Annotated in this window: 11 protein-coding genes and 1 pseudogene; 9 read left to right on the forward strand and 3 right to left on the reverse strand. The window is 68.5% G+C overall.

What is annotated here, in order from left to right:
* Positions 1-133 precede the first annotated feature (133 nt).
* From TBIF_RS23595 to TBIF_RS13455, 4 genes and pseudogenes are all read left to right on the forward strand, one after another.
* Positions 134-889, forward strand: a pseudogene (locus tag TBIF_RS23595) (TauD/TfdA dioxygenase family protein); the annotation flags it as partial.
* 173 nt (positions 890-1,062) lie between these two features.
* Entirely contained in the window at positions 1,063-1,899 is an 837-nt protein-coding gene (locus TBIF_RS13445; protein WP_024795316.1) for a mycofactocin-coupled SDR family oxidoreductase, read from the forward strand.
* A 12-nt stretch (positions 1,900-1,911) separates the two neighbouring features.
* Complete coding sequence (locus tag TBIF_RS13450; protein WP_235174727.1) at positions 1,912-3,456, forward strand: AMP-binding protein; 1,545 nt, start codon at positions 1,912-1,914, stop codon at positions 3,454-3,456.
* Between the two features lie 165 nt (positions 3,457-3,621).
* A complete protein-coding gene (locus TBIF_RS13455) occupies positions 3,622-5,316 on the forward strand; it encodes an FAD-dependent oxidoreductase (RefSeq protein WP_024795318.1) in 1,695 nt (564 codons plus the stop codon).
* Between the two features lie 12 nt (positions 5,317-5,328).
* Here TBIF_RS13455 and TBIF_RS13460 read toward each other — a convergent pair whose 3' ends face one another.
* Positions 5,329-6,171: an alpha/beta fold hydrolase gene (locus tag TBIF_RS13460; protein WP_024795319.1), complete on the reverse strand. Its 843-nt coding sequence runs from the start codon at positions 6,169-6,171 to the stop codon at positions 5,329-5,331.
* Between the two features lie 171 nt (positions 6,172-6,342).
* Between TBIF_RS13460 and TBIF_RS13465 the strand changes: the two genes are divergently transcribed.
* Genes TBIF_RS13465 through TBIF_RS13480 form a run of 4 tightly spaced genes read left to right on the forward strand, consistent with a single transcriptional unit; the run spans position 6,343 to position 10,829 of the window.
* The gene (locus TBIF_RS13465; RefSeq protein ID WP_024795320.1) at positions 6,343-8,037 is read left to right on the forward strand and encodes a 4Fe-4S binding protein; all 1,695 of its coding nucleotides are present in this window, start codon (positions 6,343-6,345) and stop codon (positions 8,035-8,037) included.
* A gap of 37 nt (positions 8,038-8,074) precedes the next feature.
* Positions 8,075-9,688 (forward strand): 2-succinyl-5-enolpyruvyl-6-hydroxy-3-cyclohexene-1-carboxylic-acid synthase, encoded by a 1,614-nt coding sequence (menD, locus tag TBIF_RS13470; protein WP_024795321.1) that lies wholly within the window; start codon positions 8,075-8,077, stop codon positions 9,686-9,688.
* Entirely contained in the window at positions 9,685-10,146 is a 462-nt protein-coding gene (locus tag TBIF_RS13475) for a DUF3592 domain-containing protein (protein WP_235174729.1), read from the forward strand. Before menD ends, TBIF_RS13475 begins: the two co-directional genes overlap by 4 nt.
* Positions 10,143-10,829 carry a demethylmenaquinone methyltransferase gene (locus TBIF_RS13480; protein ID WP_200182760.1) on the forward strand — a complete coding sequence of 229 codons (687 nt, stop codon included), beginning with the start codon at positions 10,143-10,145 and terminating at the stop codon, positions 10,827-10,829. Before TBIF_RS13475 ends, TBIF_RS13480 begins: the two co-directional genes overlap by 4 nt.
* 6 nt (positions 10,830-10,835) lie before the next feature.
* On the opposite strand, the gene TBIF_RS13485 is transcribed toward TBIF_RS13480, so the two are convergent.
* The gene (locus TBIF_RS13485) at positions 10,836-12,023 is read right to left on the reverse strand and encodes an ATP-grasp domain-containing protein (protein WP_024795324.1); all 1,188 of its coding nucleotides are present in this window, start codon (positions 12,021-12,023) and stop codon (positions 10,836-10,838) included.
* Between the two features lie 176 nt (positions 12,024-12,199).
* On the opposite strand from TBIF_RS13485, the gene TBIF_RS13490 reads away from it, so the two are divergent.
* Complete coding sequence (locus TBIF_RS13490; protein ID WP_024795325.1) at positions 12,200-13,177, forward strand: hypothetical protein; 978 nt, start codon at positions 12,200-12,202, stop codon at positions 13,175-13,177.
* Here the strand turns inward: TBIF_RS13490 and TBIF_RS13495 are convergent.
* Complete coding sequence (locus TBIF_RS13495; RefSeq protein WP_024795326.1) at positions 13,174-14,280, reverse strand: alpha/beta hydrolase; 1,107 nt, start codon at positions 14,278-14,280, stop codon at positions 13,174-13,176. The two genes, TBIF_RS13490 and TBIF_RS13495, sit on opposite strands and share 4 nt — an antisense overlap.
* Positions 14,281-14,518: the final 238 nt, after the last annotated feature.

A 14,518-nucleotide genomic window follows, 5' to 3' on the forward strand; every position in this document is an offset into this window, starting at 1 on the left:
TGGCGGCACGCAGAAGTCATCGGGCAACTCGCACAGACCTAGGAGAACCGGCCATGATCACTATCCATCCGCTTAGCAGTCGCATCGGCGTCGAAGTGGGGGTGTCTCCCTTGGTGGAGGCCTCGATGCGTCCGTCGTGGCCGAGCTGCGCGCGGCGCTCGTCGAGCACAAGGTCCTGTTCTTTCGAGATCAGCATCAGCTCACGGAGGCCGGGCAGGTTGCCTTCGGAGCGCTCTTCGGCGAGCTGGAGCAGCATCCGTTCGCCCCCGCAGCCTCCGGCCATCCTGAGCTGATGGTGTTGCGACGCGCACCGGACACACCGGTGGGCAGGGCCAAATACCCGTATGGCGAGGACTTTTGGCACTCCGACGTGAGTTGGCGCGCGGACCCTTCCTTTGGCTCGATCTTGCGGGCGAAGGAGGTCCCGGCCATGGGCGGGGACACGCTGTGGGCGGATATGGAGGCGGCGTTCGCGGGTTTGAGCCCGTCTATGCAGGAGGCGCTCCGGCCCCTGCGCGCGGTGCACGATTTCGACAAGTCCTTCGGACCCGGGCTGCCGCCAGAGCAGAAGGTCGCGATGGCAGAGCGGTACCCGGCCGTGGAGCACCCCGTCGTGCGTACGAATCCGGACACTGGGGCCCCGCTGCTCTACGTCAACGAGCCGTTCACCACGCGGATCGCCGGCATGGATATCCGGGAGAGCGACGCGCTGCCGCGGCTGCTCTATCGGCAGGCGAGCAAGCCGGAGTACCAGTGCCGGTTCAGCTGGCGCGCGGACTCCGTCGCCTTCTGGGACAACAGGGTGACCCAGCACTACGCCTGCCACGACATCGGCTCGGGCGTCCGCGAGATGCATCGGGTCACCATGGCAGGCGAGGCTCCGCACTGAGCGGGCCCACTGGCCGGGTCTGCTTTGGCCGTTGACAGTTGAGCCCCTCCGCCGTTAATGTTCATGGTGTCAGATAGCGGGATCAGGTCTTGTGGAACCACGGGGCTTCGGCGCTTCTGCGGCACCATCGCCAGCGCGGCAGATTGCCCCTGTGCGGACCGTGAGGGGAAATCATGACCAGAGTTGCAGGCAAGGTCGCGTTCGTCACCGGGGCGGCACGGGGACAGGGCCGCAGTCACGTGGTGGAACTCGCGAGGAACGGCGCGGACATCATCGCGTTCGATCTATGCGCGGACGTCGAGACCAATCACTACGCCTTGGCCACTGCCGAGGACCTCGCGGAGACTGCGGCGCTGGTCCGCGCCGAGGGGCGCCGGGTGGTGGCCGCGAAGGTGGACGTGCGGGACCGGGTTGGTCTTGAGGCGGCTCTCGCGGCCGCGGTCGACGAGTTGGGCCGGCTCGACATCGTGGTGGCGAACGCCGGTATCTGCCCGCTGGGCGACGACGTCCCCGTCCAGGGTTTCGTGGACGCGTTCGACGTGGACTTCGTGGGCGTCGTCAACACGATCCACACCGCGATTGCGCACATCGGCGACGGCGGCTCGATCATCGCGACCGGCTCCCTCGCCGCGCTCATGCCCGGGGGGCTCACTAGCCCCGGGGGGACGGGATACGGGTTGGCCAAGCGGATGATCCCCGAATATGTCCGCACCGTCGCGCACTTGCTTGCGGCGCGGGGGATCCGGGCGAACACGATCCACCCGTCGAACTGCAACACGGACATGCTCCAGAGCCCGCCGATGTACAAGATGTTCCGTGACGACCTGGAGAATCCGACGTTGGACGACGTCAAGGAGGGGTTCGCGAGCATGCACGCGATCCCGACCCCGTGGGTGGAGCCGTCCGACATCTCCAACGCGGTCCTGTACCTGGCCTCCGACGAGTCGCGGTATCTCACCGGCCAGGCGCTGCGCATCGACGCCGGCGCCGGGCTCATCCTCGGGCTATAGGGGATCAGCATCGTGGCGCAAACAGATCGCCGAGAGTTGACGCCGGACTGGTGGGCGGACCGCGAGCCGGATCGGCTCGCGGTCGTCGTCCCCGGCGGGGCGTCGATCACGTACGGCGACCTGGCGTGGAAATCGCGCGCCCTCGCGCAGGACTGGATCGGCCGGGGCATCGAGGCTGGCGACCGCGTGGCGATCGTCATGGAGAACTGTGCCGACTACCTCGTCGTGGCGATCGCGGCGCTGCGGGCCGGTGTGCGGCTCGTCGCGGTGAACATCCACCTGACCGCCGCGGAAGCCGTGCATGTCGTCGTGGACTCCGATGCGAGGCTCGTAGTCGTCGGCGAGGCTTTCGTCGACGTTGCGGTCGCGGCGCAGGCGGGTGCCGCACGGCCGCCGGCGATTGTTGTGGCCGGCGGTGTGTCTGAGGCCACCGGTGTCCCCGGGCTTTACGACAGCCTTGCCGACCCGGGACCCGCGGACGCCTCGGCCACCCGGCAGGGCACGTTCATGTTCTATTCCTCTGGCACCACCGGGAAGCCGAAGGGCATTCTGCGCGCGGTGCCCGATGTGTCCTTCGCGCAGGGTGACTCGCTGACCGAGGTGTTCTCCAAAATATGGGGGTTCGACTCCGACTCTGTGTGGCTGAACTCCGCGCCGCTCTACCACGCGTACCCACTGCAGAGCTGCACCTCGGTGATCCGATGGGGCGGCACGCTAGTCCTGACCGGGAAGTTCGACGCGGAGGAGAGCCTGCGCCTGATCGATCGGCACGGCGTGACGCACAGCAGCATGGTGCCGACCATGTTCGTCCGGTTCCTGCGGCTGCCCGCGCAGACTCGGGCGCGGTACGACGTGTCCTCGCTGAAGACTGTCCTGCACGCCGGCGCGCCCTGCTCGCAGCCCGTCAAGCAAGCGATAATGGATTGGTGGGGACCGGTCCTCTACGAATTCTATGGCGGTAGCGAGAACATCGGCATGGTCCTGATCGGTCCGCAGGACTGGCTGGCGCATCCCGGCTCCGTCGGCAAGCCGGCACCGGGCACGATCTCGGTCCTCGACGGCGAAGGCCTGCCGACGGGGCCGAACGAGCGCGGCACTATCTGGTTCGACGCGGCGCCGCAGTTCTCCTACCACCACGCGCCGGAGAAGTCGGCCGAGGTTTTCGACGCGGAGGGCCGGGCGACGCTCGGCGACTTGGGCTACCTCGACGCCGACGGCTACCTGTACCTCGACGGGCGGCGGACGGACCTGATCATCTCCGGCGGCGTGAATATCTATCCGGCGGAGACCGAGCAGCGGCTTGCTGAGCACCCGGCGGTGTTCGATGTCGCGGTGATCGGAGTCCCGGACGACGAGTACGGACAGCAGGTCAAGGCAGTCGTGCAGCTGGAGGGCGGGCATGTGTCCGGTCCGGAGATGGCGGAGACGCTGATCGCCTATTGCCGTGAGCAACTGGCCGCCTATAAGTGCCCCCGCTCGGTGTCCTTCGAGGAGTCGCTGCCGCGGACGCCGACGGGCAAATTGCTCAAGCGGGTCCTGATGGACCGCGAGTGGTGACCATGTCCTCGGCACAGCCTTGGTCCACAACGGTCGCCTTGGCGAACCTGGTTTAGTCCCACGCTGAGAAACCGGGACTGGCGTCCCGAGTCCGACCCCATTGCAATATTGCTATCTGCGCCAGCGACATTGGCTGGCGCCGAGACATTGAAGGCGAGGAATGTCATGGCCTATGTGATCACCCAGGCGTGCTGCAACGACACGGCATGTGTCGATGTGTGCCCGGTCGACTGCATCCGCCCCACTGCCGACGATGCCGAGTACGGCATCACCGAGCAGCTTTTCATCGAGCCGACCACGTGCATCGACTGCGGCGCCTGTGTGGACGCGTGCCCGGTGGACGCGATCTTCCCGGAGGACGAGCTCAGCGAGCAGAACGCGAAGTACACGCAGATCAACGCGGACTATTTCACGCTGCACCCCCTTGTCGTCGACTACGACTCGCACGTTCCCCCGACTCCGATCGTGGTCGCCAGGGAGGACGCCCCGCTCCGGGTCGCCGTCGTCGGGACCGGCCCCGCGGCGACATACGCGGCCACCGAGCTCGTCACCCAGGGTGGGCGCTCCATGGAGGTCGACATGTTCGACCGGCTGCCGTCCCCGTGGGGCCTGGCACGCGGCGGTGTGTCGCCGGATCACCAGGGCACCCGCATGATCACCGACACCTTCGAGATGTCGGTGCGCAAGCCTGCCGTGGCGGCGCACCTGAACGTGGAGATCGGCAAGCACCTCAGCCACGAGGAGCTGCTGGAGCACCACCACGCCGTCATCTACGCTGTCGGCGCGTCCACCGACCGGCAGCTGGGCATCCCCGGCGAGGACCTGCCCGGCAGCCATCCCGCCACGGACTTCGTGGCCTGGTACAACGGCCACCCCGACTACGCGGACCACGAGTTCGACCTCAGCGGCGAGCGGGCGGTGATCGTCGGCAACGGCAATGTCGCCCTCGACGTCGCGCGGATGCTCGTGATGGACCCCGATGAGCTTGCGAAGACCGACATCGCGGACCATGCCCTGGCAGCGCTGCGCAAGAGCAACATCCGGGAGGTGGTCATCCTCGGCCGTCGTGGTCCGGTGCAGGCTGCGTACACCAGCAAGGAGCTGATGGGCTTAGGCGATGTGCGCGATGTGGACGTCTATATCGATCCCCGCGACCTAGAGCTCGACGCGCACAGCCAGGCACTGGCCGACGCCGAGGACATCGAGCTGCCACTGCGGCTGAAGATGGAGTGGGCCCGCGACTTCGCCGCCCGCACGCCGAACCCCGACCGCAAGCGCATCGTGCTTAAGTTCCTCGGCTCGCCGGTGGAGATCACGGGCGAGGGCCGCGTGGAGGGCATCACGGTGGCGCGCACTGAGCTGGTCGTCGATGAGGCCGGCAATCTGCAGGCGCACGCGACCGGCGATACGGAGACCATCGAGGCGGGCCTGGTGATGCGCTCGATCGGCTACCGCGGCGTCGCGATGGCCGGGGTGCCGTTCGACGACAGGCGCGGCGTCATCCCGAACGAGGGTGGCCGCGTCATTGACCCGGCGACCGGCGAGCCGGTGCTCGGCGTCTATGTCACCGGCTGGATCAAGCGGGGGCCGTCCGGCTTCCTCGGAACCAACAAGAAGTGCGCCAACGACACCGTCGGCCTGCTGGCGGCGGACGTGAAGGACAGACTGCTCAGCCGCCCGGTGAAGGACCGGGCCGCGTTGGAGGCGCTGATCTCGGAGCGCCAGCCCGACTCGGTCAATTTCAAGGAGTGGAGCGTCCTGGACCGGGCCGAGCGCGCGAGAGGCAAGGAGTCCGGCCGCCCACGGGTCCGGTTCGCCAACGTGCAGCAAATGGTCGACATCGCCAAGGGGCGGGGCTGACGTCGGCGGCGCTCAGCCGGCGCTAGCGATCTCCTCCAGGATCAGCTCGGCGGTGCGCTGCGGCGCGAGCTCGGGGATCCAGTGGTGCACCCCGGGCAGGACCTCCAGCCGGTAGGGCGCGTCCACGAACCGGGCGGTCAGCTCCGCGCCGCGGCGGCCCAGAAATGGGTCGCCGTCGGACCAGATCAACATGGCGGGGACGGTCACCGGCGTCGCCGTTGCGCGAGGGCTGGCCAGCGGGATGGCGCGGTACCAATTGAGCATGGTGCGGCAGGTCGTCCGATCCTCCAGCTGCGCGGTATACGTCGCGGCCAGCTCCGGCGGTAGGCCTGGGATGCCGCGACGCGCAAACCTGCCGAGGATGAACTCGGGCAGCCACGGCAGCTGGAAGAACAGCATGTAGGTGCTCTTGAGCGACTGGGTGCCCGTCATCGCGCGCAGGAATGCGCCCGGGTGGGGCACGGACAGCGCCGTGACGGTGCGGACTCGCCCGGGATGGCGCTGCGCGAGGGTCCAGGCGACCATCGCGCCCCAGTCATGGCCCACGATGTGCGCGCGCTGGACGCCCGCGGCGTCCAGCATCGCGACGATGTCCGCGGCGAGCTTGTCGGCGGTGTACTGCCGCCGCCCGCGCGGGCGCGCGCCGGGGGAGTAACCGCGCTGGTCCGGGGCCAGGGTGCGGTACCCGGCGGCGTTGAGCAGCTTTGCGACCGGGTCGAAGGAGTGGCGGTTCTGCGGGAAGCCGTGCAGCAGCACGACGGTCTCGGCGGCGGAATCGGCTGCGGCGGAATTGGCTGCGGCGGGACCGGAATCCGAGACATCGAATCGCAGTCCGTCGCGAGTGAATGTGTCCATCAGCCAATTATGCCCACACGGCCAGGCGCAGGTTATGATGGTTGAACGTGTTCTAGTTTTACAGTGCATGTGATCTGAATCACTCGAGTGTTTCAGTATTGCGCTATAGATTGACGGTCGGTGTCTGCGCGATTTCCGGGCAGTGCCGAGACAGCGAACGTGAGGATTGAAATGACCTATGTGATCACCCAGGCATGCTGCAACGACACCGCGTGTGTCGACGTGTGCCCGGTCGACTGCATCCGTCCCACGGCCGACGACGCGGCGTACGCCACCACTGAACAGCTCTATATCGAGCCCACCACGTGTATCGACTGCGGCGCCTGCGTGGACGCGTGCCCGGTGGACGCGATCTTCCCGGATGATCAGCTCAGCGAGCAGAACGCCAAATACACGCAGATCAACGCGGACTACTTCGAGAAGAACCCGCTCGTCGTGGACTGGGACTCCTTCACCCCGCCCACGCCGATCGTCGTGGCCAAGGAGGACGTCCCGCTGCGGGTCGCGATCATCGGCACCGGCCCGGCCGCCACCTACGCCGCCATCGACATCGTCACCCAGGGCGGGCGCTCCGTCGAGGTCGACATGTTTGACCGCCTGCCCTCCCCGTGGGGCCTGGCGCGCGGCGGCGTCGCGCCTGACCATCAGGGCACCCGCATGATCACCGACACCTTCGAGAGTGCGGTGCGCAAGCCCAACGTCGCGGCGCACCTGAACGTGGAGATCGGCAAGCACCTCAGCCACGAGGAGCTCCTCGAGCACCACCACGCCATCGTCTACGCCGTCGGCGCGTCCACCGACCGGCACCTGAACATCCCCGGCGAGGACCTGCCCGGCAGCCATGCCGCCACGGACTTCGTCGCCTGGTACAACGGCCACCCGGACTACGCGGACCACGAGTTCGACCTCAGCGGCGAGCGGGCCGTCATCGTCGGCAACGGGAACGTGGCCCTCGACGTCGCGCGGATCCTCGTGAGCGATCCTGACGTGCTGGCCAAGACCGACATCGCGGACCACGCCCTCGCCGCGCTGCGCAAGAGCAACATCCGCGAGGTCGTCGTGCTCGGTCGCCGCGGCCCGGCGCAGGCCGCGTACACCAGCAAGGAGCTGATGGGCCTGGCAGATGTCGCCGGTGTCGACATTGTTATCGACCCCCGCGATCTCGAGCTCGACGACCACAGCCAGGCGCTCGTGGATTCGCCCGACGCACCGCTGCCCCTCGAGGTGAAGATGCGGTGGGCCCGCGATTTCGCGGCGCGCACCCCAAACCCGGACCACAAGCGCATCGTCTTGAGCTTCCTCGGCTCGCCGGTGGAACTCGTGGGCGACGGCCGCGTGGAGGGCATCGCCATCGCGCGCAACGAGCTCGTCGTCGACGACGCCGGCGCCCTCCAGGCGCACGCGACCGGCGAGGTCGAGACTCTCGACGCGGGCCTGGTCATGCGCTCGATCGGCTACCGCGGCGTGCCCGTGCCAGGCGTGCCCTTCGACGATAAGCGGGGCATCATCCCCAACGTCGACGGCCGCGTGATCGACCCGGCTACCGGCGAGCCGCTGCTGGGTATCTACACCGTTGGCTGGATTCGGCGCGGGCCGTCCGGCACCCTGGGCACCAACAAGAAGTGCGCGGCCGACATGGTCAAACTGCTTGCCGCAGACGTTAAGGACAAGCTCCTGGCCCGCCCCGTGCAGAGCCGGGACGCGCTGAACGCGCTCCTCGCCGAGCGGCAGCCAGACGCCGTCAGCTTCCAGGAGTGGACTGCGCTGGACCGCGTCGAGCGCGAGCGCGGCAAGGAGGTCGGCCGCCCCCGCGTCAAGGTCACCGACTGGGCGCAGATGATCGACATCGCCAAGGGGCGGGTCTGAGTTCATTCCGCGCGAGCGGCGTGACACCCTGGATGCCGTGAATCCGTCCACTGCCCAGGCCGCCGTCATCGTCGACGAGCTGATCCGCGGCGGGGTCCGGGATGTCGTGCTGTGCCCCGGCTCCCGCAACGCCCCGCTCTCGTTCGCCCTGTTCGAGGCTGACAAGCAGAGTCGGCTGCGTCTGCATGTGCGCATCGACGAGCGCGGCGCCGGTTTCCTCGCGGTGGGTCTGGCTCTCGCGTCGGGCCGCCCCGTGGTGGTGGTGATGACCTCCGGGACCGCCGTCGCCAACCTCGGCCCGGCTGTGCTCGAGGCGAACTACGCCCGTGTGCCGCTGATCGTGCTCAGCGCCAACCGGCCCTATGAACTGCTTGGGACGGGCGCGAATCAGACCGTCGAGCAGTTCGGGCTCTTCGGCTCGCAGGTGCGGGCCACCATCGGCCTCGGCCTGGCGGAGCCCGAGCCCGAGCGGCAGCACAGCGCGTGGCGCTCCGCGGTGTGCCGGGTCCTGGCCGAGGCCTGCGGCACCCGCTCCGGGCTGTCCGGGCCGGTGCAGTTCGACGTGCCGCTGCGTGAGCCGCTAGTTCCTGACGCGCAACCCGCGGCGGCGCCCGAGGGCCGCGCCGACGGCGGACCGTGGACCCGGGTGCCCGACGCGAAAATCGAGGTGGACGTCCCGGTCGACCTCTCCCTAGACACAGTTGTCATCGCCGGCCACGGCTCCGGCCGGCTGCCCGAGCTCGACGGCGTCCCCACCATCGCGGAGCCCACCGCCCGCCAGCGCGGCATCCCCACCAACCCCCTGGCCCTGCTCGAGGTGCGGCCGCGGCAGGCGATCATCACCGGCCGGCCCACGCTGCACCGGCCGGTCTCGGCGCTGCTCGCGGACCCGGTCGTCAACGTCATCGCGCTGACCACCGGACCCCGCTGGCCGGACGTCACCGGCAACATCGCGGCCACGGGCACCCGGCCGCTGGTCGTCGGCGCGCCCTCCGCGGACTGGCTGGCCAGCTGCGCAGCGGCGGACGCCACGGCGCAGGCCTCGATGGCCACACAGCTCGCCGCACACCCCGATCCGACCGGCCTGCATGTGGCACGGGAGGTGCTGCGCGCGCTGCGGGCGGGGGACCAGCTGATCCTCGGCGCGTCGAACCCGGTCCGCGATATCTCGCTGGTCGGCGAGGTGCCAGCGGGTGTGCTCGTGCGCTCTAACCGCGGGGTGGCGGGCATCGACGGCGTCGTCTCGACCGCGATCGGCGCCGCATTGGGACATGGCGGCCGGACCGTGGCCTTGCTGGGCGACCTGACCTTCCTGCACGACGCGAACGGGCTGATGCTCGGGCCCGACGAGCCTCGGCCACGCGATCTCACCATCGTTGTCGCCAACGACGCGGGCGGCGGTATCTTCGAGCTCCTGGAACAGGGCGACCCCCGCCACGGTGCGGCGTTCGAGCGGGTCTTCGGCACCCCGCACGCCGTGGACCTCGCGGCGTTGTGCGCGGCCCACCACATCCCGCACACGCCGGTGCCCCTGGCGGAGTTGGCGGTGGCGCTGGGCGCGTCGACCGGCGGTATCCGGGTCCTAGAGGTAGCGACGGACCGCTCCGGGCTGCGCGCGCTGCACGCTGCCATCCGAGCCGGGCTGCGATGAGCGCATTGCGTCTGACCTGGCCGGATTCCTGGCATCCCATCGAGCCGCTCGCGTTGGGCAAGCGGATTGTGTGGGGCTTGGCCATCGCTATCACCGTGCTGTCCGCGGTGCTGCTGGCCGCGGTCTGGCGCAACGATCACGCCATCGAGGCGGATAAAGGCGTCGCCTACGCGCAGGTCCTATCCGCCGGACATCTGCGTTCCACCGTCAGCTTCGTGACCCCCGACGGCGCCACCTACAACCCGCCACTGGGCGTGCTCTACCCGACAAAACTGGTTCAAGGCCAGTCGATTGAGGTGGAATACGACCGCGCCGACCCGGACCTGGTGCGGGTCAGCGGCCGGGACGTCAGCATCGCTTTGGTGCCCGTGGGTTCCGTCATTTTGGGCACCTGGTTGATCGCTGGCGGGGCGCTATGGCTCCTGCGGCGCGCGCAGCAGGTACGGTCGCAAGCGTGAATAGGGCAACCCTCGAGAAGGATCCGCGTGAGGTCGCGTCGATGTTCGACGGCGTGGCGAAGCGGTACGACATCACCAACACCGTGCTGTCCTTCGGGCAGGACCGCAATTGGCGCAACGCCACCCGTGAGGCGCTGGCCCTGCGGCCCGGTGAGCGTGTGCTGGACCTGGCCGCCGGCACCGGCGTCTCCACCGTGGAGCTGCGCCGCTCCGGCGCCTGGTGTGTCGCCACCGACTTCTCCAAGGGCATGCTCAAGGTCGGCCGCACGCGCCGCGTCCCCATGGTGGCGGGCGACGCGATGGCCCTGCCGTACGGGGACGGGATGTTCGACGCGGTGACGATCTCCTTCGGACTGCGCAACGTCGCGGACACGGACGTGGCGCTCGCCGAGATGGCACGCGTGACCAAGCCCGGCGGGCGGCTGGTGGTCTCAGAGTTCTCCACCCCGGTCTTCGGCCCGTTCCGCACCGTCTACATGGAGTACCTGATGAAGGCGTTGCCCGCTGTGGCGACCGCCGTCTCCAGCAATCCCGACGCGTACGTCTATCTGGCGGAGTCCATCCGGGACTGGCCCGACCAGGCGGCCCTCGCAAATCGCATCGAGAAGGCGGGTTGGGGCGCCGTCGAGTGGCGCAATCTCACCGGCGGGATCACGGCACTGCACCGGGCTGTCAAGAACTGAGTCAACCTATTCGGGCAGCGGCACGCCGTCCCACTCGTGATCGTGCATGAATCCCTCGGGGAATCCGACGCGGTACCGGATGCTCTGACCCAGGATGTCTGCCATCGCGAGCGGCAGGGCCAGGGCGGGCAGCGGGTCCGACCGCGAGGTGATCACCTCGTCGGCCGCGCGGGCGTCGCGGAGGAATCCGCGCAGCGTGTTGCCGGGCAGCGCGGACTTGCGCCAACCGTAGAGCAGCATGCCCGGCCCGAGCATCCGCCGGACCCCGGGCTTCGGGGTGATGACGGGCTCGCCGGGGTCGACGGCGCCCAGGAACGCACGATCGACGCGGTCCTCGCGGCTGAAGAGCAGCAGGCCGCTCGTGGCCCGGGGATTGCACTCGATGGCGAACAGGCCGTCCGCGGTGTCGACGAAGTCGAAGCCGATCTGGCCGCTGAAGTTGATCGCCTTGACGCGGTCGCGGACCCACCCGGCGAGGCCGTCGTGCTCCACATGCTCGTAGTAGAGACTGGATCGGCCGTCAATCGCGTAGTTGACGGGGTAGAGCGTGTGCGCCAGCACCTGGCCGTCGCGGCAGATCGAGTAAGTGCAGTACCTCGGGCCCTCCGCCCATCCCTGCGCGAGCCACGGGTTCTGTGGGTCGAACGCCACGCGCGGAGTCTCGCCGGGGGACACCTTGAGCACGTCCTGGGCGCCGCGGGAGTAGCAGTGCTTCAACGCGAATGGCCCGGGAATCTCCAGTTCCGCCAGCTTCGCCTCGGTGTCGACCAGGGCGTAGGGGAGCGTGGGCACTCCCATCGAGCGCAGCATCTCCTGGAACGCGAACTTGTTGTCCAGGCGGTCGACCTGCTCGAAGTCCAGGAGGAACAGCTCGCACTCCGCGGGGAACAGCCCGGGGTGCCGGCGCACCGCCGCCGCCAGGATGTCCGTCTCCTCGTGCACGGTGACCACCAGGTCGATGTGGTGCTCGCGCGCGATCCGGGCCAGGTCCTGCGCCCACGCGACGGGCTCGTGGCTGGGCCGCGCGACGAGGAAGGAGTCCGCGGTCGAGTTCGAGAACCGGGAGATGGGGAAATGCAGCGAGTCGGCGGTGTACACCCGATGCCCGCCAGCCTGGAACAACCGGGCCAATTGCAGCGCCAGGAACGACCGGCCGAACGTGATCAGCACTCTCTTGCCGGATTCGGTGGACATCAGGCCTCCTCGTCGACGTGCGCGAGGCCGACATCAGCCACCGCCTCGGCCGTGAAAACCATTGCCGTGCAGGGGAATACGAGGGCTTACGCGTCGCTTGAACTAGCCAGGGAGGCCTCAATCCAATAGTCGGAAACCGCGAAGCCATTCTACCGGCTAGAAGACGGGAGGCGCACGTGTTCCTACTCGGAGTACTGGTCGCCAGCGGTGCCGCGGTCGCCTATGGCATCTCCACGGTGCTGCGGGCCATGGGTGCGCGCAATGCCGCGATCGCCGATCACCAGGACGCCTTGCCCTTGACCGCCGTGCCCTCGCCAGCACTGCCCTCGACGGTGGGCACATTCCGCAATCGCCGCTTCCTGCTGGGCACCGGATTCCTGTTGCTCGGCTTCGCTGGCGGCGCGGTGGCGGCCCGGATCCTGCCGCTGTTCCTATCGCAGACGATCGTCTCGGCCAACCTCATCGTCACGGCGCTGATCGGCTCCCTGGCACTGAACAACACGCTGCACGCCCGCGACTGGGTGGCGATGGCCACCGTCGTGTTCTCGCTGTGCGCGCTGGGGGTGTCGTCTGCGCATCACAGCGGCGGCGGGCAGGGCCGGGACCTGCACTGGGCGCTGTTCGTCTCGACGCTCGTGCTGAGCGGTCTGGCATTGCTCGCCATCTGGCAGTTGGCCGAGCGTGGCGGGCTGCTCTACGGGGCGCTGGCCGGGGTTATGTTCGGGGTTATCGCGGTGGGCGTGCGCGTCCTGGACGGCGTGAGCCCCTTCGACCCGGGACGGCTGCTGATGGACCCTGCCGCGTGGACCATCGCGATCGCCGGCAGCGTCGGCTTCTATGTGCAGACCGTGGCGCTACAGGTCGGACGCGTGAACGGCGTGACAGCGATGCTGGTGGTGGGCGAGACCGCCGCGCCGGGCCTCATCGGGGTGCTGTTCCTGGGCGACGCAGCCCAGCCCGGGCTGGTGTGGCTGGCGTACACGGGGTTCGCTGGCGCGGTCGTGGGCGCGGTCCTGGTGGCGCTATACAATGCGGACGAGTCGGACCATTTCGACGAGTGGGAGCCGCCGCCCGGGGGCTGGAGCCTGCGTCGTCGCTACGGAACGGGACGCAAAACCCGGCGGGTGAGCCTCGCTGACCGGATCCGTCGCTAGTTCACAGCGGTCAGTAGCGAGCCGTGCGTGGTCCGGATGAAGCGGCCAATCTCCGCGATCGCGCGTTGGCCCTCGGGGATCACGTCCGCGAACACGGGGAACACGTGCGGCTGTCGATCCCAGATTTGCAGCTCACAGGGCACGCCCGCCTGGGCGAGGCGCTCGGCAATCAGCTCGGAGTCCTCCAACAGCATCTCGTGCGAGCCGACCTGGATCAGCGTCGGCGGCATGTTTCGCAGGTCTGCGTTCACCGGGCACACGCGGGGGGCCTGCCCGCGGCTGGCCATCGCCGTCTGGTCCTGCCGCTCGGAGATCTTCGTCAGCTGCGGCACCGCATTCTTGGGGAACATGGAGCAGCGCTTGGCGTTCTTGCTCTGCATCTTGTGCGTGGGGTCCATCTCGGTCAACGGGGAGATGGCGACGATGGCGGCCGGCATCGGCATCCCCGCGGCCTCGATGGCCAGGGGCACCGCGAAGGCGAGGTAGCCGCCCGCGGAGTCCCCTGCAACGGTGATCTGCTCGGAGGAGTAGCCGTTGTCGAGCAGCCAGCGGTACGCGTCCACGCCGTCCGCGATCGAGTCGGTCACGGTGGCGGCGGGCAGCATGCGGTAGTCGACCATCAGCACCGCGGACTGGCTCACTGCCGAGATCCTCGAGACCAAGCGTCGGTGGGTGCGGATGCCGCAGCACAGGAACGCGCCGCCGTGCAGGTACAAGATGACGTGCTTGGTGTTGGAACCCGGGCCTTGCAGCCACTCGGCATTGCAGTTCTGCAACCGGACCGGCTGGTACGTGGTGCCGTCGATGGGGCGGAGCGCGCCGGCGGCCTTGTCGATCAGCGCGACGGGCCAGGGCAGGCGGCTCGTGCGCGACCACACGGAGAGGGCAGGCCGGACCGTGAACTGGAGGGAACGGGACAAGGCCTGGGAGGCGAGACTGGTGCCGCGGATGTGTTGGCGGCGCACGGTGGTGGGCATCGGGGCGGGCCCGCCACCCGGCGTGAGGCCCGGCGTGTTCAGCAGGTGAAGCGATCCCGGTTGTGCCACGTCAACCTCCTGGTGGATGGGCTCGCCCTGGCGGCTGGCCTGATCGAATGATGACACAGAACTAGGTGTTCAGGGTCACATTGTTATGGAATTGTGCACTAGTTCTAGCACTCTGGCGGCATCTTTACGTCGCTGATCAGCAGCTATGTAATAAAAACCAACGTCCATGTTCCAGTGTGGGAATGGGGCATGCGTTCCGTTAGGTGAGCGCCGGCGACTTCCCGCACATCTGGAACTCTGTTGTTTTCGACGTGGCGGTGCGTGGTGCGCCGAGGGGCCCCGATAGAGTCGGCAG

The sequence above is a fragment of the Tomitella biformata AHU 1821 genome, assembly GCF_000524475.1.
In the GTDB taxonomy this organism is placed as follows: domain Bacteria; phylum Actinomycetota; class Actinomycetes; order Mycobacteriales; family Mycobacteriaceae; genus Tomitella; species Tomitella biformata.

What these genes read in the sequence shown, in the direction of transcription:
- TBIF_RS13445 (WP_024795316.1), top strand. Translation starts at nt 1,063, where the DNA reads ATGACCAGAGTTGCAGGCAAGGTCGCGTTCGTCACCGGGGCGGCACGG.
- TBIF_RS13455 (WP_024795318.1), top strand. Translation starts at nt 3,622, where the DNA reads ATGGCCTATGTGATCACCCAGGCGTGCTGCAACGACACGGCATGTGTC.
- TBIF_RS13460 (WP_024795319.1), bottom strand. Translation starts at nt 6,171, where the DNA reads ATGGACACATTCACTCGCGACGGACTGCGATTCGATGTCTCGGATTCC.
- TBIF_RS13465 (WP_024795320.1), top strand. Translation starts at nt 6,343, where the DNA reads ATGACCTATGTGATCACCCAGGCATGCTGCAACGACACCGCGTGTGTC.
- TBIF_RS13475 (WP_235174729.1), top strand. Translation starts at nt 9,685, where the DNA reads ATGAGCGCATTGCGTCTGACCTGGCCGGATTCCTGGCATCCCATCGAG.
- TBIF_RS13485 (WP_024795324.1), bottom strand. Translation starts at nt 12,023, where the DNA reads ATGTCCACCGAATCCGGCAAGAGAGTGCTGATCACGTTCGGCCGGTCG.